Genomic DNA, 13943 nt, shown 5'->3' with positions numbered 1-13943 from the left:
TGACATATTAAAACGTATGACTAAATTAAAACCACTCTCCATCATTTATAACGGAAAATCTGGATTTCATGCAAGTGATAATGAGGGGGTATATGAACAAATCATGACACTCTTTACTCATTATGATTTTGAGATTCAGGTTTTTGAGCTGGAACATGACATGTCGTTTAATACGCTCATGTCGAATGTACTCGAACGTCATCAAACCTCAGACCGTACTGGGTATGAGGGAGTAGTGGTTGCGGCTGGTGGAGATGGTACACTTAATGCGGTGGCAACCAAGCTGGTCGATACCGGGCTTGCAATGGGAATCTTGCCGCTCGGTACATTCAATTATGTGGCACGCGTTCTCGATATACCGCTTGATCTGATTCAAGCCGCCGAGGTGATCGCAACAGGTGCCCAACGATCAGTCCATGTGGCAAGTGTCAATGATCGTATTTATTTGAACAATGCCAGTTTGGGGTTGTATCCCTTATTTATTCAAAAGCGTGAAATGTATAATCAGCGTTTTGGACGTTTACCTTTAAATGCATACACTTCGGCTTTAGATGTACTCATTCGTGATCGTAAAGAGCTCAAATTATCGATTAAAGTGGATGACCACCTTTATCCTGTCAAAACGCCATTGATCTTCTTTGGTAATAATCAGCTTCAACTCAGAGAAATGAATCTGCAAATCGCAGAATGCGCGGCGCAGGGGCGAGTCGCAGGTGTAGTGCTGGCCAAAAGCGATAAGACCAGTCTTTTTAAAATGCTCTATCAATTGATTCGCGGTGCGCTCGAGCAGGCCAAAGATGTATACAGCTTTAGTGCAGATCGCGTAGTCGTCGATTGTAAGCGTAAAAAATTAAAAATTGCCATTGATGGAGAAATTGAAGAGTTGACGACACCTTTAACTTTTACCGTGAAAAAAAATGCCTTAACTATTATGGTGCCTCATGCTGCTGCATCTGTCTGATTTACACTTTGGTACCGAGAAACAAGAGTGTCTAGATGCCATTGCTGCTTTTTGTCAGGAGCATGAGCCGGAAGTGATTGTAGTAAGTGGTGATCTGACCCAACGTGCCCGCTTTACGCAGTTTTATTCGTGCAAGCAATTTCTCGATAGTCTGGGTATTCCTTATATGGTTATTCCCGGCAACCACGATATTCCGCTGTACCATTTGTGGAACCGTTTTTTTTCTCCATTTGTTCGCTATCAGTTTTTCTTCGGCGCACTTGAGCCGACTATTGAAACCGAGCATTTTTATGTCATTGGTGTGAATAGTATTCGGCGTCGCTATCATACCCGTGGCTATATTTCGCTAGAACAAATTCAAAAAACCAATGAGTTGCTTAAACGCGGCCCTGCCCATAAGCTTAAGCTGGTCACCTTGCATCAGCCCTTTTATACCCCGCCAGATGAACCGCACGGTATTAAAGATTGTCCGGTGCTCGGCAGAATGGCGCTGAATAACTGGAGTAAAAGTGGCTTGTTTGGTGTGCTCCACGGACATCTGCATAAAACTGCGGTATATGATTTGAATCAGATTTATGATTTGCAGGCAGCGCATCCGGTTTATGACATTCATGCTGGCACAGCGACGTCTTATCGACTTTATAAAAGTTTACCCAACAGCTTTAACGTGATTTTTAAAGATGGTCAGGTTCAGCATTATTGGTTTGATTCCAACTTACGTCAGTTTGTTTTACAGCCTGCACCGATTGAAAAGCTGTCAGATCACAAATGAGTGTTTAAAAAAAATACAAAAATTCATTTTTTTTTCTTTTTTGCCCTTGAAGCCGTTTTTTCCATCCCCACAAAAGTGTCATCAAATTCATTTTGATGATTGCTTTAGGAAGAATGACAGCAAACATCATTTATTAAAATAGACTTAGTCTGATGGAGTTATTTATGAGCAACATTCGTCCATTACATGACCGTGTAGTAATTCGTCGTGTTGAAGAAGAAACAAAAACGGCTGGCGGAATTTTATTGCCAGGTTCTGCTGCTGAAAAACCGGCTCAAGGTGAAGTCATTGCAGTAGGTAATGGTCAAATTACGGATAACGGCGTTCGCGCACTTGACGTAAAAGTGGGCGACAAAGTGTTATTCGGTACTTATGCAGGTACAACTGTGAAAGTAAATGGTGACGAATTCTTAATCATGAAAGAATCTGACATTTTAGCTGTTCTTGAAGGCTAATTTGCGCATTAACCACTCATTGATAAATCAGATCAAGCATTGATAGAAAAAATTGGAGTAGAGAATGTCAGCTAAAGACGTAAAATTCGGTGATTCAGCGCGTTCAAAAATGATCGCAGGTGTAAACGTTCTTGCAGATGCAGTGAAAGTGACACTCGGCCCTAAAGGTCGTAACGTGGTTATTGACCGTTCTTTCGGTGCACCACACATTACGAAAGACGGCGTAACGGTTGCAAAAGAAATCTCTCTCAAAGACAAATTTGAGAACATGGGTGCACAGTTGGTACGTGAAGTATCAAGCAAAACCAACGATATCGCTGGTGACGGAACAACGACAGCGACTGTTCTTGCACAAGCGATCTTAAATGAAGGGATCAAATCAGTAACTGCTGGTATGAACCCGATGGATCTTAAACGCGGAATCGACATTGCAGTAAGAGCAGTAGTTGAAAACATTCGCGCGACAGCTAAACCTGCTGACGATTTCAAAGCAATTGAGCAAGTGGGTTCAATTTCTGCAAACTCTGACGAGACTGTAGGTAAATTGATTGCTCAAGCAATGGAAAAAGTGGGCAAAGAAGGCGTGATTACCGTTGAAGAAGGTTCAGGCTTTGAAGATGCGCTTGATGTTGTAGAAGGTATGCAGTTTGACCGTGGTTATATCTCACCATACTTCGCAAACAAGCAAGACACGCTCACTGCAGAACTTGAAAATCCGTTCATTCTTCTTGTTGATAAAAAAATCAGCAACATTCGTGAATTGATTACGACTCTAGAAGCAGTTGCAAAAACGGGTAAACCGCTTTTGATCATTGCTGAAGATGTTGAAGGCGAAGCGCTTGCAACACTTGTTGTTAACAACATGCGCGGTATTATCAAAGTATGTGCGGTAAAAGCACCTGGTTTTGGTGACCGTCGTAAAGCAATGTTACAAGACATCGCGATCTTGACTGGCGCTACTGTAATTTCTGAAGAAGTAGGTATGTCGCTTGAGCAAGCTACACTTCAAGATTTGGGTACTGCACACAAAATCACAGTATCGAAAGAAAACACAGTGATTGTAGATGGTGCGGGTGATGCCAATGCGATTGCAGAACGTGTTCAGCAGATTCGTGCGCAAATCGAAGAGTCAACTTCTGAATACGACAAAGAAAAACTTCAAGAACGCGTAGCAAAACTTGCTGGCGGTGTTGCAGTGATCAAAATCGGTGCAGCAACTGAAGTTGAAATGAAAGAGAAGAAAGACCGTGTAGACGATGCGCTTCATGCAACGCGTGCTGCGGTTGAAGAAGGTGTGGTTGCAGGTGGTGGTGTTGCACTTGTACGTGCAGTGAACTCACTTGACGGCTTAACTGGCGCAAATGATGACCAAACTGTTGGTATCAACATTTTACGTCGTGCGATTGAAGCACCACTTCGCCAAATCGTATCGAATGCAGGTGATGAGCCTTCTGTTGTTGTCAATGCAGTCAAAGCAGGTGAAGGTAACTTCGGCTATAACGCAGCAACGGGTGTATATGGCGACATGCTTGAAATGGGTATTCTTGATCCAGCTAAAGTTACGCGTTCTGCGCTTGAGCATGCAGCATCTGTTGCGGGCTTGATGCTGACTACTGAAGCGATGATCACAGATATTCCAGAAGACAAACCAGCAATGCCTGATATGGGTGGCATGGGTGGTATGGGCGGTATGATGTAATATCGACCGCATCCCGATTTTAAATACAATCGGGATTGCATATCTAAAAAGACCGTGAGCCTGCTCACGGTCTTTTTTTATGGTGATGCTTTGGCTTTAAGATAAAGAATCAACTAAAAAACCACAATTTGATGATGAATGTGCTTAAAAAATCAATTTTTAGCCGTGGATTAATTTAATTTTAAGTTTCAATGCTTATTCTTAACTCAGAAACAAAGGCTGTAGTTTCTGGTTTTCACCATGTTTATTCCTGGATAAGCATGGTTTTTTTATGTCCAAAATAAAATAATCGCCCATGTCGCGGCAATCATGATGAGCGCAACACACTGCGCAGCACTGCCCATGTCCTTGGCATTTTTGGATAGCTCATGGCGCTCTAAAGAAATCCGGTCAACCACTGCTTCAATAGCCGAATTAAAGAGTTCGACAATGATGGCCAGTAGTCCCACAATCAGTAAAATTGCATGTTCGAGCGCACTTAAGTGCAAACTGAAATTGATGATTCCCAGCACAATATTCAGCAAGATAATTTGTCGAAATGCCGCTTCTAGTCGAAATGCAGATTTAAAGCCTGCCACCGAGTAGCCTGTTGCATTGAAAATACGTTTTAAGCCTTGTTTACCTTTAAATGGGGAATAGGGAGTCATAACGTTTTAAGCAATTAAATTTGCTCTAAAGTTAAGGGAATTGGCTTAAGAAACAATTAAGACAACCAAATTTTCAAATATCCAAACTAGCCTTATAGTTACCAAATCTTCATGATTTATCCAAAGTTATAAATTACTACACGATTCTGTAAATTCTGCTTGTATTTCATGAGTTGCTCATTGATGATCAGCGTATCAGCTAGTACCTAAAAATCTGAATGATCTTTGCGGTCATTCACTCAATTTTGAGCGCACGCCATCATGCTATCCAGATTTTTTATTGATAGACCTATTTTTGCTGTAGTTTTGGCAATTATTGTGATGGCGGTGGGCGTATTTTCCCTTCTCAATCTACCTGTCGAGCGTTATCCGGATATCGCGCCGCCTCGAATTGTCGTTTCGACCAGTTATAGCGGTGCAGATGCACAGGCTGTTGAAGACAGTGTGACTCAAGTGCTCGAGCAGCAAATCAAGGGTATTGATCATCTGCTGTATTTTAGTTCGAGCAGTGATGCCAATGGTAACAGCCAAATTAGTTTGTACTTTCAGCAAGGAACCAATCCAGATCATGCCCAAGTCCAAGTTCAAAATGCCATCAATGGAGCTCTAAACCGACTTCCAGACGATGTGCAGCGTCAAGGCGTGATTGTTCGAAAGTCCTTAAGTGATTCTTTTTTGGTGATGGGATTAGGTGATCGCTCAGGTAAATCAAGCAATATTGATATTGCAGATTATCTGACCAACAATTTCGAGCTGAACTTAAGCCGTATTGAAGGCGTGGGCGAAATTAATGTGTTTGGCTCTCAGTACGCCATGCGCATCTGGCTCGATCCGATTAAATTACAGCATTATCAATTGACCGTTGGTGAAGTACGTTCTGCACTGGAAAATCAGAATACTCAGGTGGCGGCAGGTGCGATTGGTGATTTACCTGCACCCGACGACCAATACCTAAATGCCAAGGTCACATCTGGCTCGCTGTTAAAAACGCCAGAACAGTTTGAAAATATCATTGTTAAAGCCAACAATAATGGCAGTTTTGTCTATTTAAAAGACATTGCACGTGTCGAGATTGGTGCGCAAAACTATCAGGTGTTTAACCGCCTCAATGGCTATCCGGCAGCGGGCTTGTCGGTATCACTTGCAGTGGGTGCTAATCTAGTGAAGACCGCCGATGCGGTGTATCAGGAAATTGCACGCCTCGAAAAAAATCTGCCAGATGGTTACTTTATTGTGTATCCACGAGATGACACACCATTTGTAAAAGAATCCATCAAACAAGTGGTGAGCACGTTACTTGAGGCGATTGTGCTGGTGGTACTGGTGATGTTTCTGTTTTTACAAAACTGGCGCGCCACGCTCATTCCAACCATTACCGTGCCCGTTGTGATCTTGGGGACCTTTGCCGTACTGGCAGTACTGGGAATGAGCATTAATACCTTAACGCTATTTGCCATGGTCTTGGCGATTGGTTTGTTGGTCGACGATGCGATTGTGGTGGTCGAAAACGTGGAACGCTTAATGCATGAGCAACAGGTCGATGCACGTGAAGCCAGTATCCTGTCTATGCAGGAAATCAGTGGTGCACTGGTAGGCATTACCTTGGTGCTGACCGCCGTCTTTATTCCAATGTCGTTTTTTAGTGGTGCAACGGGCATTATTTACCGGCAGTTTTCGATTACGCTGGTCGCAGCGATGGCGCTGTCATTGATGGTGGCACTGATTTTAACTCCAGCACTGTGTGCAGTCTTATTAAAGCCCCACAAACGTGAGTTTAAATGGGCACATTGGTTCAATCATAAGCTGGATCAACTTAGAGACCAGTATTTGCGTTTAACCGAGCGCAGTATTCAAACCAAAGCCATCACGCTGGTAATCTTTGTGGCGCTGATCGCGACCTTTGTATGGGTATATCGGAATTTGCCAACCAGCTTTTTACCGCAAGAAGATCAGGGAGCATTGAGCGTTCAGTTTACTTTGCCTCAGGGGACACCGCTGAGTAAAACCGAAGCGATTGGCAAGCAGATTTCAGACTATTTTATGCAACATGAAAAAGCCAATCTGAACGGTATTATGGTAATTCAAGGACGAAACAATTCGGGAACAGGACAAAACTTGGGGCAGGCCTATGTGTCCTTAAAACACTGGGATGAGCGAAAGGGCAGTGAAAACAGCGCGCAGAAAATTCGTGAGCGTGCAATGCAGTATTTTAGTCAGGATAATCAAGCACGTATCTTTGTACTCATGCCATCTGTGATTCGCGGATTGGGTAATTCAGACAAGATTTCATTTTGGCTGCAAGATTTAAAAGGACTTGGCCGTGAGCATCTGTTGGATGCCTTTAAGCAACTTCAAGACCAAGAAGACGCCACACAGGATTTACGCAACATTGATAAACGCAGTAATGACGATCAAGCTGTACTGAATATCAAGATTGACCATAAAGTGGCTATGGCACTCGGGCTAGATGTGGCACAGATTAATCAGACCATTTCCACAGCGTGGAGCGGCAGTTACATCAATGATTTTATTGATCGCGGTCGAATCAAACGTGTGTATTTACAAGGTGACATGCAATATCGTTCGAAACCCGAAGATTTAAGCTACTGGTTTGTTAAAAATGCGCAAGGACAAATGACACCGTTTTCACAATTTAGTCAGGTTGAATGGACCGGTGCTCCTCCATTGCTGGAACGCTTTATGGGGTATCCATCACTTGAAATGGAAGCCGATGCAGGCAACGGCGCAAGTACGGGACAAGCCATGCAGAGTTTGACTCAACTGGTCGATAAAATGCCAGAAGTGGGATTGGCGTGGAGTGGCATTGCCTATCAAGAGCGCGAGTCGAGTAACCAAGCGGTGTGGTTGTATGTCATTTCTGTTGTGTTTATCTTTTTGTGTCTTGCAGCACTTTATGAAAGCTGGTCGATTCCGAGTATCGTCATGGCTGCTATTCCGCTTGGGATAGGCGGCACCATTTTATTTAGTTCTTGGTTTAATTTTGCCAATGATATTTACTTTCAAATCGCATTACTCACGACCATTGGGTTGTCGTGTAAAAATGCGATCTTGATGGTGGAGTACGCCTCTAACTTGCAAAATCAAGGGCATCGTATTCTTGATGCCGCACTGAAATCTGCTGGACTACGCTTAAGACCGATTTTGATGACCTCGCTGGCATTTGGTGCAGGTGTGATTCCATTGATGTTTTCTTCTGGCGCGGGTGCGCTAAGCCGTCAGGCGATCGGGTATAGTGTGTTTGGAGGTGTGGTGTTTGGGACCATTTTGGTGCTGATCTTTATTCCGTTTATGTATGTATTGGTTCGTTCAATGGGACGCACAAAATCTAGGGCATCTTAAGCGGTTAGCATTTTAAATTTGATATTTGCTTTAACAGAACAATCTGGGTGGGGTTGAAACCACCTGCTATAAAAATAAACATAGTACTTGGAGAGAAACAATGAAAACGGCTCCAAATATCTTAGCCTTGGCCGATGCCTTGGCACATATGGATATTGGTGCGGCTCAAATGCTACTGCATGAGCTGCAATCGATTGATGTGGCCGAGGCACTTGAGCAACTACCAGTTGAGTCATCCAGTTTGATTTTGATGCAGTTGCCCAAGCGCGCCAAAGTTTATGCTGCGATGCATGCTGCTTATCAGGCGCGTTTGGCGCAACTTTTATCTCGTGCCGATCTGGCGACCATTGTTACAGAAATGCCGGCGGACAAACGCACCGATGTGTTTAAGGCTTTGGCACCCTCTGAGCAGGTGGCCTTGTTGCCTGCACTGGCACAAGCCAAGCGTGAAGATCTGCGCCGGCTGGCAGAGTATCAAGAAGGTACGGCAGGGGCGATTATGACCTCGGAATATGCCACCTTGCGCGCCGAAATGAGTATAGCTGAAGCGATTGATTTTTTACGTCAAGAAGCCCCAGATGCCGAAACGATTTATGAGTCGTACATCATTGATGAGCAGCAACAGTTATTAGGTGAGATTTCATTACATCAGTTGATACTGGCACCTGTAGATGCCAATGTCGGTGCTTTAATGGCTACAGATATTGTCTATGCTTATGTCGATGATGATCAGGACGATGTGGCCAAGAAAATTGCCAGATACGATTTACTGGCGTTACCAATCATTGATCGGCAGCATCGGCTGGTTGGAATAGTGACCTATGATGATGCCATGGATGTCGCCAGTGAAGAGGCCAATGAAGATTTCTTGAAAAGTGCAGGGGTGGAGGCATCTGCGCCTACACTTAATTTGAAACAAACGCCGCTGTTTCAGCTTTATAAAAAACGTGTTTTTTGGCTGGTCATTCTGGTTTTTGGCAGTTTGCTATCAGGATTGGGAATTGCACATTTCGAATCAATTATTGAATCGAATATTGTACTGGTGTTTTTTTTGCCTTTACTGGTGGGAAGTGGCGGAAATGCAGGTTCTCAGTCGGCTACGCTCATGGTGCGTGCATTGGCGACAGGTGATGTGGTCTTAAAAGACTGGCTGCTGCTTTTGGGGCGTGAATGTCTGGTGGCTCTGGCACTTGGTGTTACGATGGCGATGGCCGTTGCAGTGCTGGGCTATATTCGTGGCGATGCCATGGTGGCTTTGGTATTGATCTTAAGTATGATTGGGATTGTGCTGATTGGCAGTGTAATTGGTATGAGTTTACCGTTTATTTTAAATCGTTTGAATCTTGATCCGGCCAGTGCCTCTGCGCCTTTGGTCACTTCGATTTGTGATGCAACAGGGGTCGTGATTTATTTATGTATTGCGGCGCAATTGCTGCCTCAAATTTAAACACTTAATTTCGTTTTAAGAAGTGAAATCACCATGTCCAATCCAAAAAAAATATCCCAACAAGAGGTCATTCGCTTAGAGCGAGATTTGGCAAAGTTTGCCAATATCATGGACAGTGTAGTGCGTATTCCCTTTACCAAGCAGGGGGTGGGCGCCGATGCTGCGTTGAGTACCATTCCGGTTGCAGGCGATGTCGCTGGCTTTGCACTCACGTTGTATGCCATTCATAAAGCCCGGCAGATTGGGGTGCCACAACACAAACTTACGCCAGTACTCAAACTGGCCGCCATGGATGCCATACTCGGGTTTATTCCAGTGGCCGGAACGGTGTTTGATATATTTATCCGACCAAGCCGCAAAGCGCTAGAAGTCGTGCATCAGCACATTCGTGATGAGTATGCGATTAATAGTGACGATCATGTGGTTCATCCTTATTTACATGAGCAATTAGAACGCAAACAGCAGCATTCTGCATTCTGGCGTAATCCGGTGGTGAGCTGGATTTGGTTGCATATTCCAGATTTGATTGGGTTGGTATTTCTGGTGCTGCTACTGGTCGCAATGTGGTTCGGTTTAAGTTATGTATGGCAGTGGTACCAAGAAATATAAAGTGAAAAAAGCCTCCAATTGGAGGCTTTTTTAATGGCTACACTTACGGACAGTTTAACTGATGAAGTGCTGCGACACGCTGTTCGATACTTGGGTGAGTTTGGAACAATGCTGCAAGGCTAAATCCTTGTTCCTTACCTTCCGTAATTGCAAACGCTTTCATTTCTTTTGGCATCTGATCTGGCAATTCAGATTCCGCCTGTAGGCGAAGCAATGCCGAAATCATGGCTTGTTTGCCAGCAAGTCGTGCACCTGCTTCGTCGGCACGATACTCGCGCTGACGGGAGAACCACATCACAATCGCTGAGGCCAAAATACCGAATACAATATCGAGTACGATGGTAATAACGAAGAAACCGATGCCCGGTGCTTCACCATCTTGACGACCAAAGACATTACGATCGATAAAATCACCGACCACACGCGCGAAGAACATGACAAAGGCGTTGACCACCCCTTGAATCAAGGCCAGTGTCACCATATCGCCGTTTGCAACGTGACCGATCTCGTGTGCCAGTACCGCACGTAGCTCGTCTTTGTTCATGCGTTCGAGCAATCCTGAAGAAACGGCAACCAATGCGTCATTTTTGTTCCAGCCAGTTGCAAATGCATTCGATTGATACGACGGGAAAATACCAACTTCAGGCATCTTAATGCCCGCACGTTGAGAGAGATCTGCAACAGTTTGCAATAACCATGCTTCAGCCTGATTACGAGGCGCATTCGGATCGATCAGCTCTGTACCAGTGGTTTTTTTAGCCATCCATTTCGACATAAAAAGGGAGACTAAAGAGCCCACCATACCAAACACAAAACAGATGACCAAAAGGTTGCCTAGATTTAAGCCACCCGCGCCATGGTAACTACCGACACCGAAGAGTGACAAGATAATGCCAGCCACAACCAGTACCGCGAGGTTGGTTAGCAAAAACAAACCAATCCGCATCATTGAGAAAATCCTCTTATAAATAAAACCTATTATGATTCATTCATCATAAATCATTGCTCTCAATATGAGGGGAATCCCAAGAAAATTCAAGACCAATTACATGATTTAAGCTTTTTTTAAGTTAAATCCTGTAAGGGGTGGGCGACGTGCTTAATTTGAAATCTGAATTCGGGCTGAAGCCGTTGCATTACGGGTCACATAAGTGTTTGGTGCATCGGTAAAACTGCCATTTTCAAGAGCAATAATCTGGCGTTGCTGCGTATATTTCGGGGCAGTGTTTGCATCGGAATGTGTATAGTTTGCCGATTGGGCAATAATTTGTGATGATAACGGATTATCCGTGCTTGAGCTTTGTGAAGAAACATACAGATTTTGGTAACGGCTGGTCACACGCTTTACATAATCTTGGGTTTCACGAAACGGTGGAATGCCGCCATACTTATCGACATTGCCTTCTCCTGCATTGTAGGCTGCCAAAACCAGCTGCATATTGCCATTAAAGCGTTTCATGAGCCAGCTTAAATACTGTGCACCACCAAAAATATTCTGTTCGGGATCAAATACATTTGACACATTAAAACGTTTTGCTGTAGCTGGCATGAGTTGCATCAGTCCTTGCGCACCTACGGGCGAACGGGCACGAATATTAAAACCCGATTCGGTATGCATGACCGCTTTGATTAGGCCTTCTGACACTCCGTGGCGCTGCGCTGCCTGACGGATAATATGATCGAAAGCATTGACGTTTTTACTGTAGCTCGGTAAAACCGATGCTTCTGAGGCACCCCAGTTGCGGTACGTATGAATATTACTGTCTGGGTAATAAGTAACTTTGACTTTGGTTAAGGCAGGGTCTGAACTTTTACGGTTGGTAAGCAAGGTTGCGCCGGATTTATCTTTATAGATAAACATCTGTCCCGCGATGGCGGTATTTATGCAGCCATAACTCAGTAAGAAAGAGCAAATAAATGGTAAACAAGAATCCATGCGTTTTTTCATTTTATGTTATTCGCTTTAGGTGATTCGCTAAAAGTAGTGACATCTTGTAAGCCAGTGTAGCAAAAAAAAACGTCAACACGAGATATACAGCTAAAATTTTTCACAACTGTTTGACAGAAAAAATCAAGCTTTATTGTTTGGATGTTAATCAAAAAAAAATTAAATTTTTTTTTGAAATAGTTGGGTTGACTTTAATAAGCGTTTGATTTTAAATAAATAAAATAATTGGTTAAAAAATGATCAATTTAAACAAAACCCTTATTTTTTCGTCTAGTCACTTTGTCAAGCCTCCAGAAATCCACAATTTTATCCACAGGTTTTGTGGAAAACTGTGGAAAAGTCCAAAATATAAGCGTTCTGTGCAAAAAATGCTCAAAGATCTACTTTTTTCAGGACAATAAAAAAGCATGATACAAAATCATGACAATTTAAAGAATTCAAAATCTATAGATGCGATTCACGCGCGAATCATATAAAATTGCCCAGTATTTTTTTTATGGGTCACGTGTGTCTATGTACTCGCCAGTTGAGTCCGAAGCAGGATTTAATTTTAAGCCAGAGCTTCCTACAAGCTCCGCCTATTATCGCTTACTGAAAAAGCTCCGTCGACAAGTGGGTCACGCGATTCGTGATTTCAAAATGATCGAAGACGGCGATAAAGTGATGGTCTGCGTTTCTGGCGGTAAGGACAGCTATACCTTGCTGGATATCTTGCTGCAATTTAAGCGCATTGCACCCATCAACTTTGATATTGTCGCGGTCAATCTCGATCAGAAACAGCCGGGCTTTCCAGAAGACGTGTTGCCACGCTATATGGAAGAGAACAATATTCCGTATTACATTCTTGAAAAAGACACCTACACCATTACCAAACGCCTTACGCCGGAAGGTAAAACCTACTGCGCGGTGTGTTCACGTTTGCGCCGTGGTTCGCTGTATGGCTTTGCGCAAGAAATTGGGGCGACCAAAGTGGCTTTAGGCCATCATCGCGATGATATTATCGCGACCTTTTTCTTGAACTTATTCCATGGGGGAAGTCTAAAGGCGATGCCACCGAAGCTGCTTTCATCGGACAAGAAGAATATTTTGATTCGTCCGCTGGCTTACGTGGAAGAAAAAGACATTATCAAATATGCTGAAATGCGTAAGTTTCCGATTATTCCGTGTAACTTGTGTGGTTCGCAAGAAAACCTGCAACGTGCCATGCTCAACGAGATGCTACGTGAGTGGGACAAACAGTATCCAAAACGCTTGCACAGTATTTTTGGCGCATTACAAAATGTCTCGCCATCGCAGTTGGCAGATCGTGAGCTGTTTGATTTTGAAGCCTTGGACTCACAGCGTGAACTCGACTTTAAAGAACCTGAAGAATTAAAAAAACGACTGGATGTGGTCAATCTCAGCTTTGCTGCTGACTAACAAGTCAAGCGCTAACCTCTTAAAAAGTTAGCGCTTTTTTTTGATTAAAAATTGTGATTCTTCTAAAAATTAAGGGACTCATACAAAAAAGGTTAACGGACTTTTTAGAGATCATGCTATAACAAAGCAAAAGCTGTAACGCTTCAACCATGATGCTGTCTGGAAAAACAGCACACATAATTGAATAAATTGACTTGAGGAATAATCATGCCTGCATTTTTAACTGATGATTGGTTTACAACTGTTGAAAAACTAAGTGCAGACGCAGGTGATCTAAATTTACCACCAGCACTTGCAAATTTAGCCATTAATCTTGTTGTTGCAAATGCAGACAACACCACCGAAGTATCCTTGGAAAACGGAAAAATTCATAAAGGTCTTTCTCCGAATGCCAAAACCACTTTAAATATGGATGCTGAGACGCTTCGTAAGGTGTTTTTAGAGTTTGATATGGCGGCTGCAATGCAAGCCTTCATGACAGGCAAAATCAAAGTGCAGGGCGATATGTCTCAGTTGATGGCTTTACAAACTGCAAAGCCTAGCCAAGAGCAAAAAGATCTGTTCAAACGCGTACTTGAGCATACTGCTTAATTTACGCCAGCCTTGTATAAAGAAAGCTTACGCAG

General features: G+C 43.4%; 12 protein-coding genes. 9 read left to right on the top strand and 3 right to left on the bottom strand.

Annotated elements, in window-relative coordinates:
* Positions 1-16: 16 nt before the first annotated feature.
* The 4 genes from KCV09_RS08025 (at position 17) to groL (ending at position 3887) form a co-directional block, all read left to right on the top strand.
* Complete coding sequence (locus KCV09_RS08025; RefSeq protein WP_048763991.1) at positions 17-961, top strand: diacylglycerol/lipid kinase family protein; 945 nt, start codon at positions 17-19, stop codon at positions 959-961.
* Positions 942-1733 carry a metallophosphoesterase family protein gene (locus KCV09_RS08020; RefSeq protein WP_212515012.1) on the top strand — a complete coding sequence of 264 codons (792 nt, stop codon included), beginning with the start codon at positions 942-944 and terminating at the stop codon, positions 1731-1733. The genes KCV09_RS08025 and KCV09_RS08020 overlap by 20 nt, the downstream gene beginning before the upstream one ends.
* A 164-nt stretch (positions 1734-1897) precedes the next feature.
* The gene (gene groES, locus KCV09_RS08015; protein WP_004939735.1) at positions 1898-2188 is read left to right on the top strand and encodes a co-chaperone GroES; all 291 of its coding nucleotides are present in this window, start codon (positions 1898-1900) and stop codon (positions 2186-2188) included.
* Positions 2189-2252: 64 nt separating this feature from the next.
* Entirely contained in the window at positions 2253-3887 is a 1635-nt protein-coding gene (gene groL / locus KCV09_RS08010; protein ID WP_004939733.1) for a chaperonin GroEL, read from the top strand.
* Positions 3888-4156: 269 nt separating this feature from the next.
* Here groL and KCV09_RS08005 read toward each other — a convergent pair whose 3' ends face one another.
* The gene (locus KCV09_RS08005) at positions 4157-4534 is read right to left on the bottom strand and encodes a diacylglycerol kinase (RefSeq protein WP_004939730.1); all 378 of its coding nucleotides are present in this window, start codon (positions 4532-4534) and stop codon (positions 4157-4159) included.
* Between the two features lie 261 nt (positions 4535-4795).
* Between KCV09_RS08005 and KCV09_RS08000 the strand changes: the two genes are divergently transcribed.
* From KCV09_RS08000 to KCV09_RS07990, 3 genes are all read left to right on the top strand, one after another.
* The gene (locus KCV09_RS08000) at positions 4796-7894 is read left to right on the top strand and encodes an efflux RND transporter permease subunit (protein ID WP_212515011.1); all 3099 of its coding nucleotides are present in this window, start codon (positions 4796-4798) and stop codon (positions 7892-7894) included.
* Positions 7895-7994: 100 nt separating this feature from the next.
* Positions 7995-9341 (top strand): magnesium transporter, encoded by a 1347-nt coding sequence (gene mgtE / locus KCV09_RS07995; RefSeq protein WP_004948890.1) that lies wholly within the window; start codon positions 7995-7997, stop codon positions 9339-9341.
* A gap of 33 nt (positions 9342-9374) precedes the next feature.
* Entirely contained in the window at positions 9375-9950 is a 576-nt protein-coding gene (locus KCV09_RS07990) for a DUF4112 domain-containing protein (protein WP_151815293.1), read from the top strand.
* 43 nt (positions 9951-9993) lie between these two features.
* On the opposite strand, the gene htpX is transcribed toward KCV09_RS07990, so the two are convergent.
* Positions 9994-10899 (bottom strand): protease HtpX, encoded by a 906-nt coding sequence (htpX, locus tag KCV09_RS07985; protein ID WP_004939720.1) that lies wholly within the window; start codon positions 10897-10899, stop codon positions 9994-9996.
* A gap of 150 nt (positions 10900-11049) precedes the next feature.
* On the bottom strand, positions 11050-11898 hold the full coding sequence (locus tag KCV09_RS07980; RefSeq protein WP_076031961.1) for a lytic transglycosylase domain-containing protein: 849 nt from the start codon (positions 11896-11898) through the stop codon (positions 11050-11052).
* 513 nt (positions 11899-12411) lie between these two features.
* Between KCV09_RS07980 and ttcA the strand changes: the two genes are divergently transcribed.
* Positions 12412-13317: a tRNA 2-thiocytidine(32) synthetase TtcA gene (gene ttcA / locus KCV09_RS07975; protein ID WP_025096236.1), complete on the top strand. Its 906-nt coding sequence runs from the start codon at positions 12412-12414 to the stop codon at positions 13315-13317.
* A gap of 207 nt (positions 13318-13524) precedes the next feature.
* A complete protein-coding gene (locus KCV09_RS07970) occupies positions 13525-13908 on the top strand; it encodes an SCP2 sterol-binding domain-containing protein (RefSeq protein ID WP_004939712.1) in 384 nt (127 codons plus the stop codon).
* The last annotated feature ends 35 nt before the right edge of the window (positions 13909-13943 follow it).

Origin of the sequence: Acinetobacter soli (genome assembly GCF_018139125.1) — a bacterium.
GTDB lineage: Bacteria > Pseudomonadota > Gammaproteobacteria > Pseudomonadales > Moraxellaceae > Acinetobacter > Acinetobacter soli.
The sequence above is the reverse complement of the archived record's forward strand: the minus strand, read 5'-3'. Positions and strand labels throughout refer to the sequence as shown.

Excerpts from the sequence above, each read along its gene's own strand:
- KCV09_RS08025 (WP_048763991.1), top strand. The coding sequence starts at position 17 with ATGACTAAATTAAAACCACTCTCCATCATTTATAACGGAAAATCTGGA.
- KCV09_RS08000 (WP_212515011.1), top strand. The coding sequence starts at position 4,796 with ATGCTATCCAGATTTTTTATTGATAGACCTATTTTTGCTGTAGTTTTG.
- KCV09_RS07980 (WP_076031961.1), bottom strand. The coding sequence starts at position 11,898 with ATGAAAAAACGCATGGATTCTTGTTTACCATTTATTTGCTCTTTCTTA.
- ttcA (WP_025096236.1), top strand. The coding sequence starts at position 12,412 with ATGTACTCGCCAGTTGAGTCCGAAGCAGGATTTAATTTTAAGCCAGAG.
- groES (WP_004939735.1), top strand. The coding sequence starts at position 1,898 with ATGAGCAACATTCGTCCATTACATGACCGTGTAGTAATTCGTCGTGTT.
- KCV09_RS08020 (WP_212515012.1), top strand. The coding sequence starts at position 942 with ATGCTGCTGCATCTGTCTGATTTACACTTTGGTACCGAGAAACAAGAG.
- KCV09_RS07970 (WP_004939712.1), top strand. The coding sequence starts at position 13,525 with ATGCCTGCATTTTTAACTGATGATTGGTTTACAACTGTTGAAAAACTA.
- mgtE (WP_004948890.1), top strand. The coding sequence starts at position 7,995 with ATGAAAACGGCTCCAAATATCTTAGCCTTGGCCGATGCCTTGGCACAT.
- htpX (WP_004939720.1), bottom strand. The coding sequence starts at position 10,899 with ATGATGCGGATTGGTTTGTTTTTGCTAACCAACCTCGCGGTACTGGTT.
- groL (WP_004939733.1), top strand. The coding sequence starts at position 2,253 with ATGTCAGCTAAAGACGTAAAATTCGGTGATTCAGCGCGTTCAAAAATG.
- KCV09_RS07990 (WP_151815293.1), top strand. The coding sequence starts at position 9,375 with ATGTCCAATCCAAAAAAAATATCCCAACAAGAGGTCATTCGCTTAGAG.
- KCV09_RS08005 (WP_004939730.1), bottom strand. The coding sequence starts at position 4,534 with ATGACTCCCTATTCCCCATTTAAAGGTAAACAAGGCTTAAAACGTATT.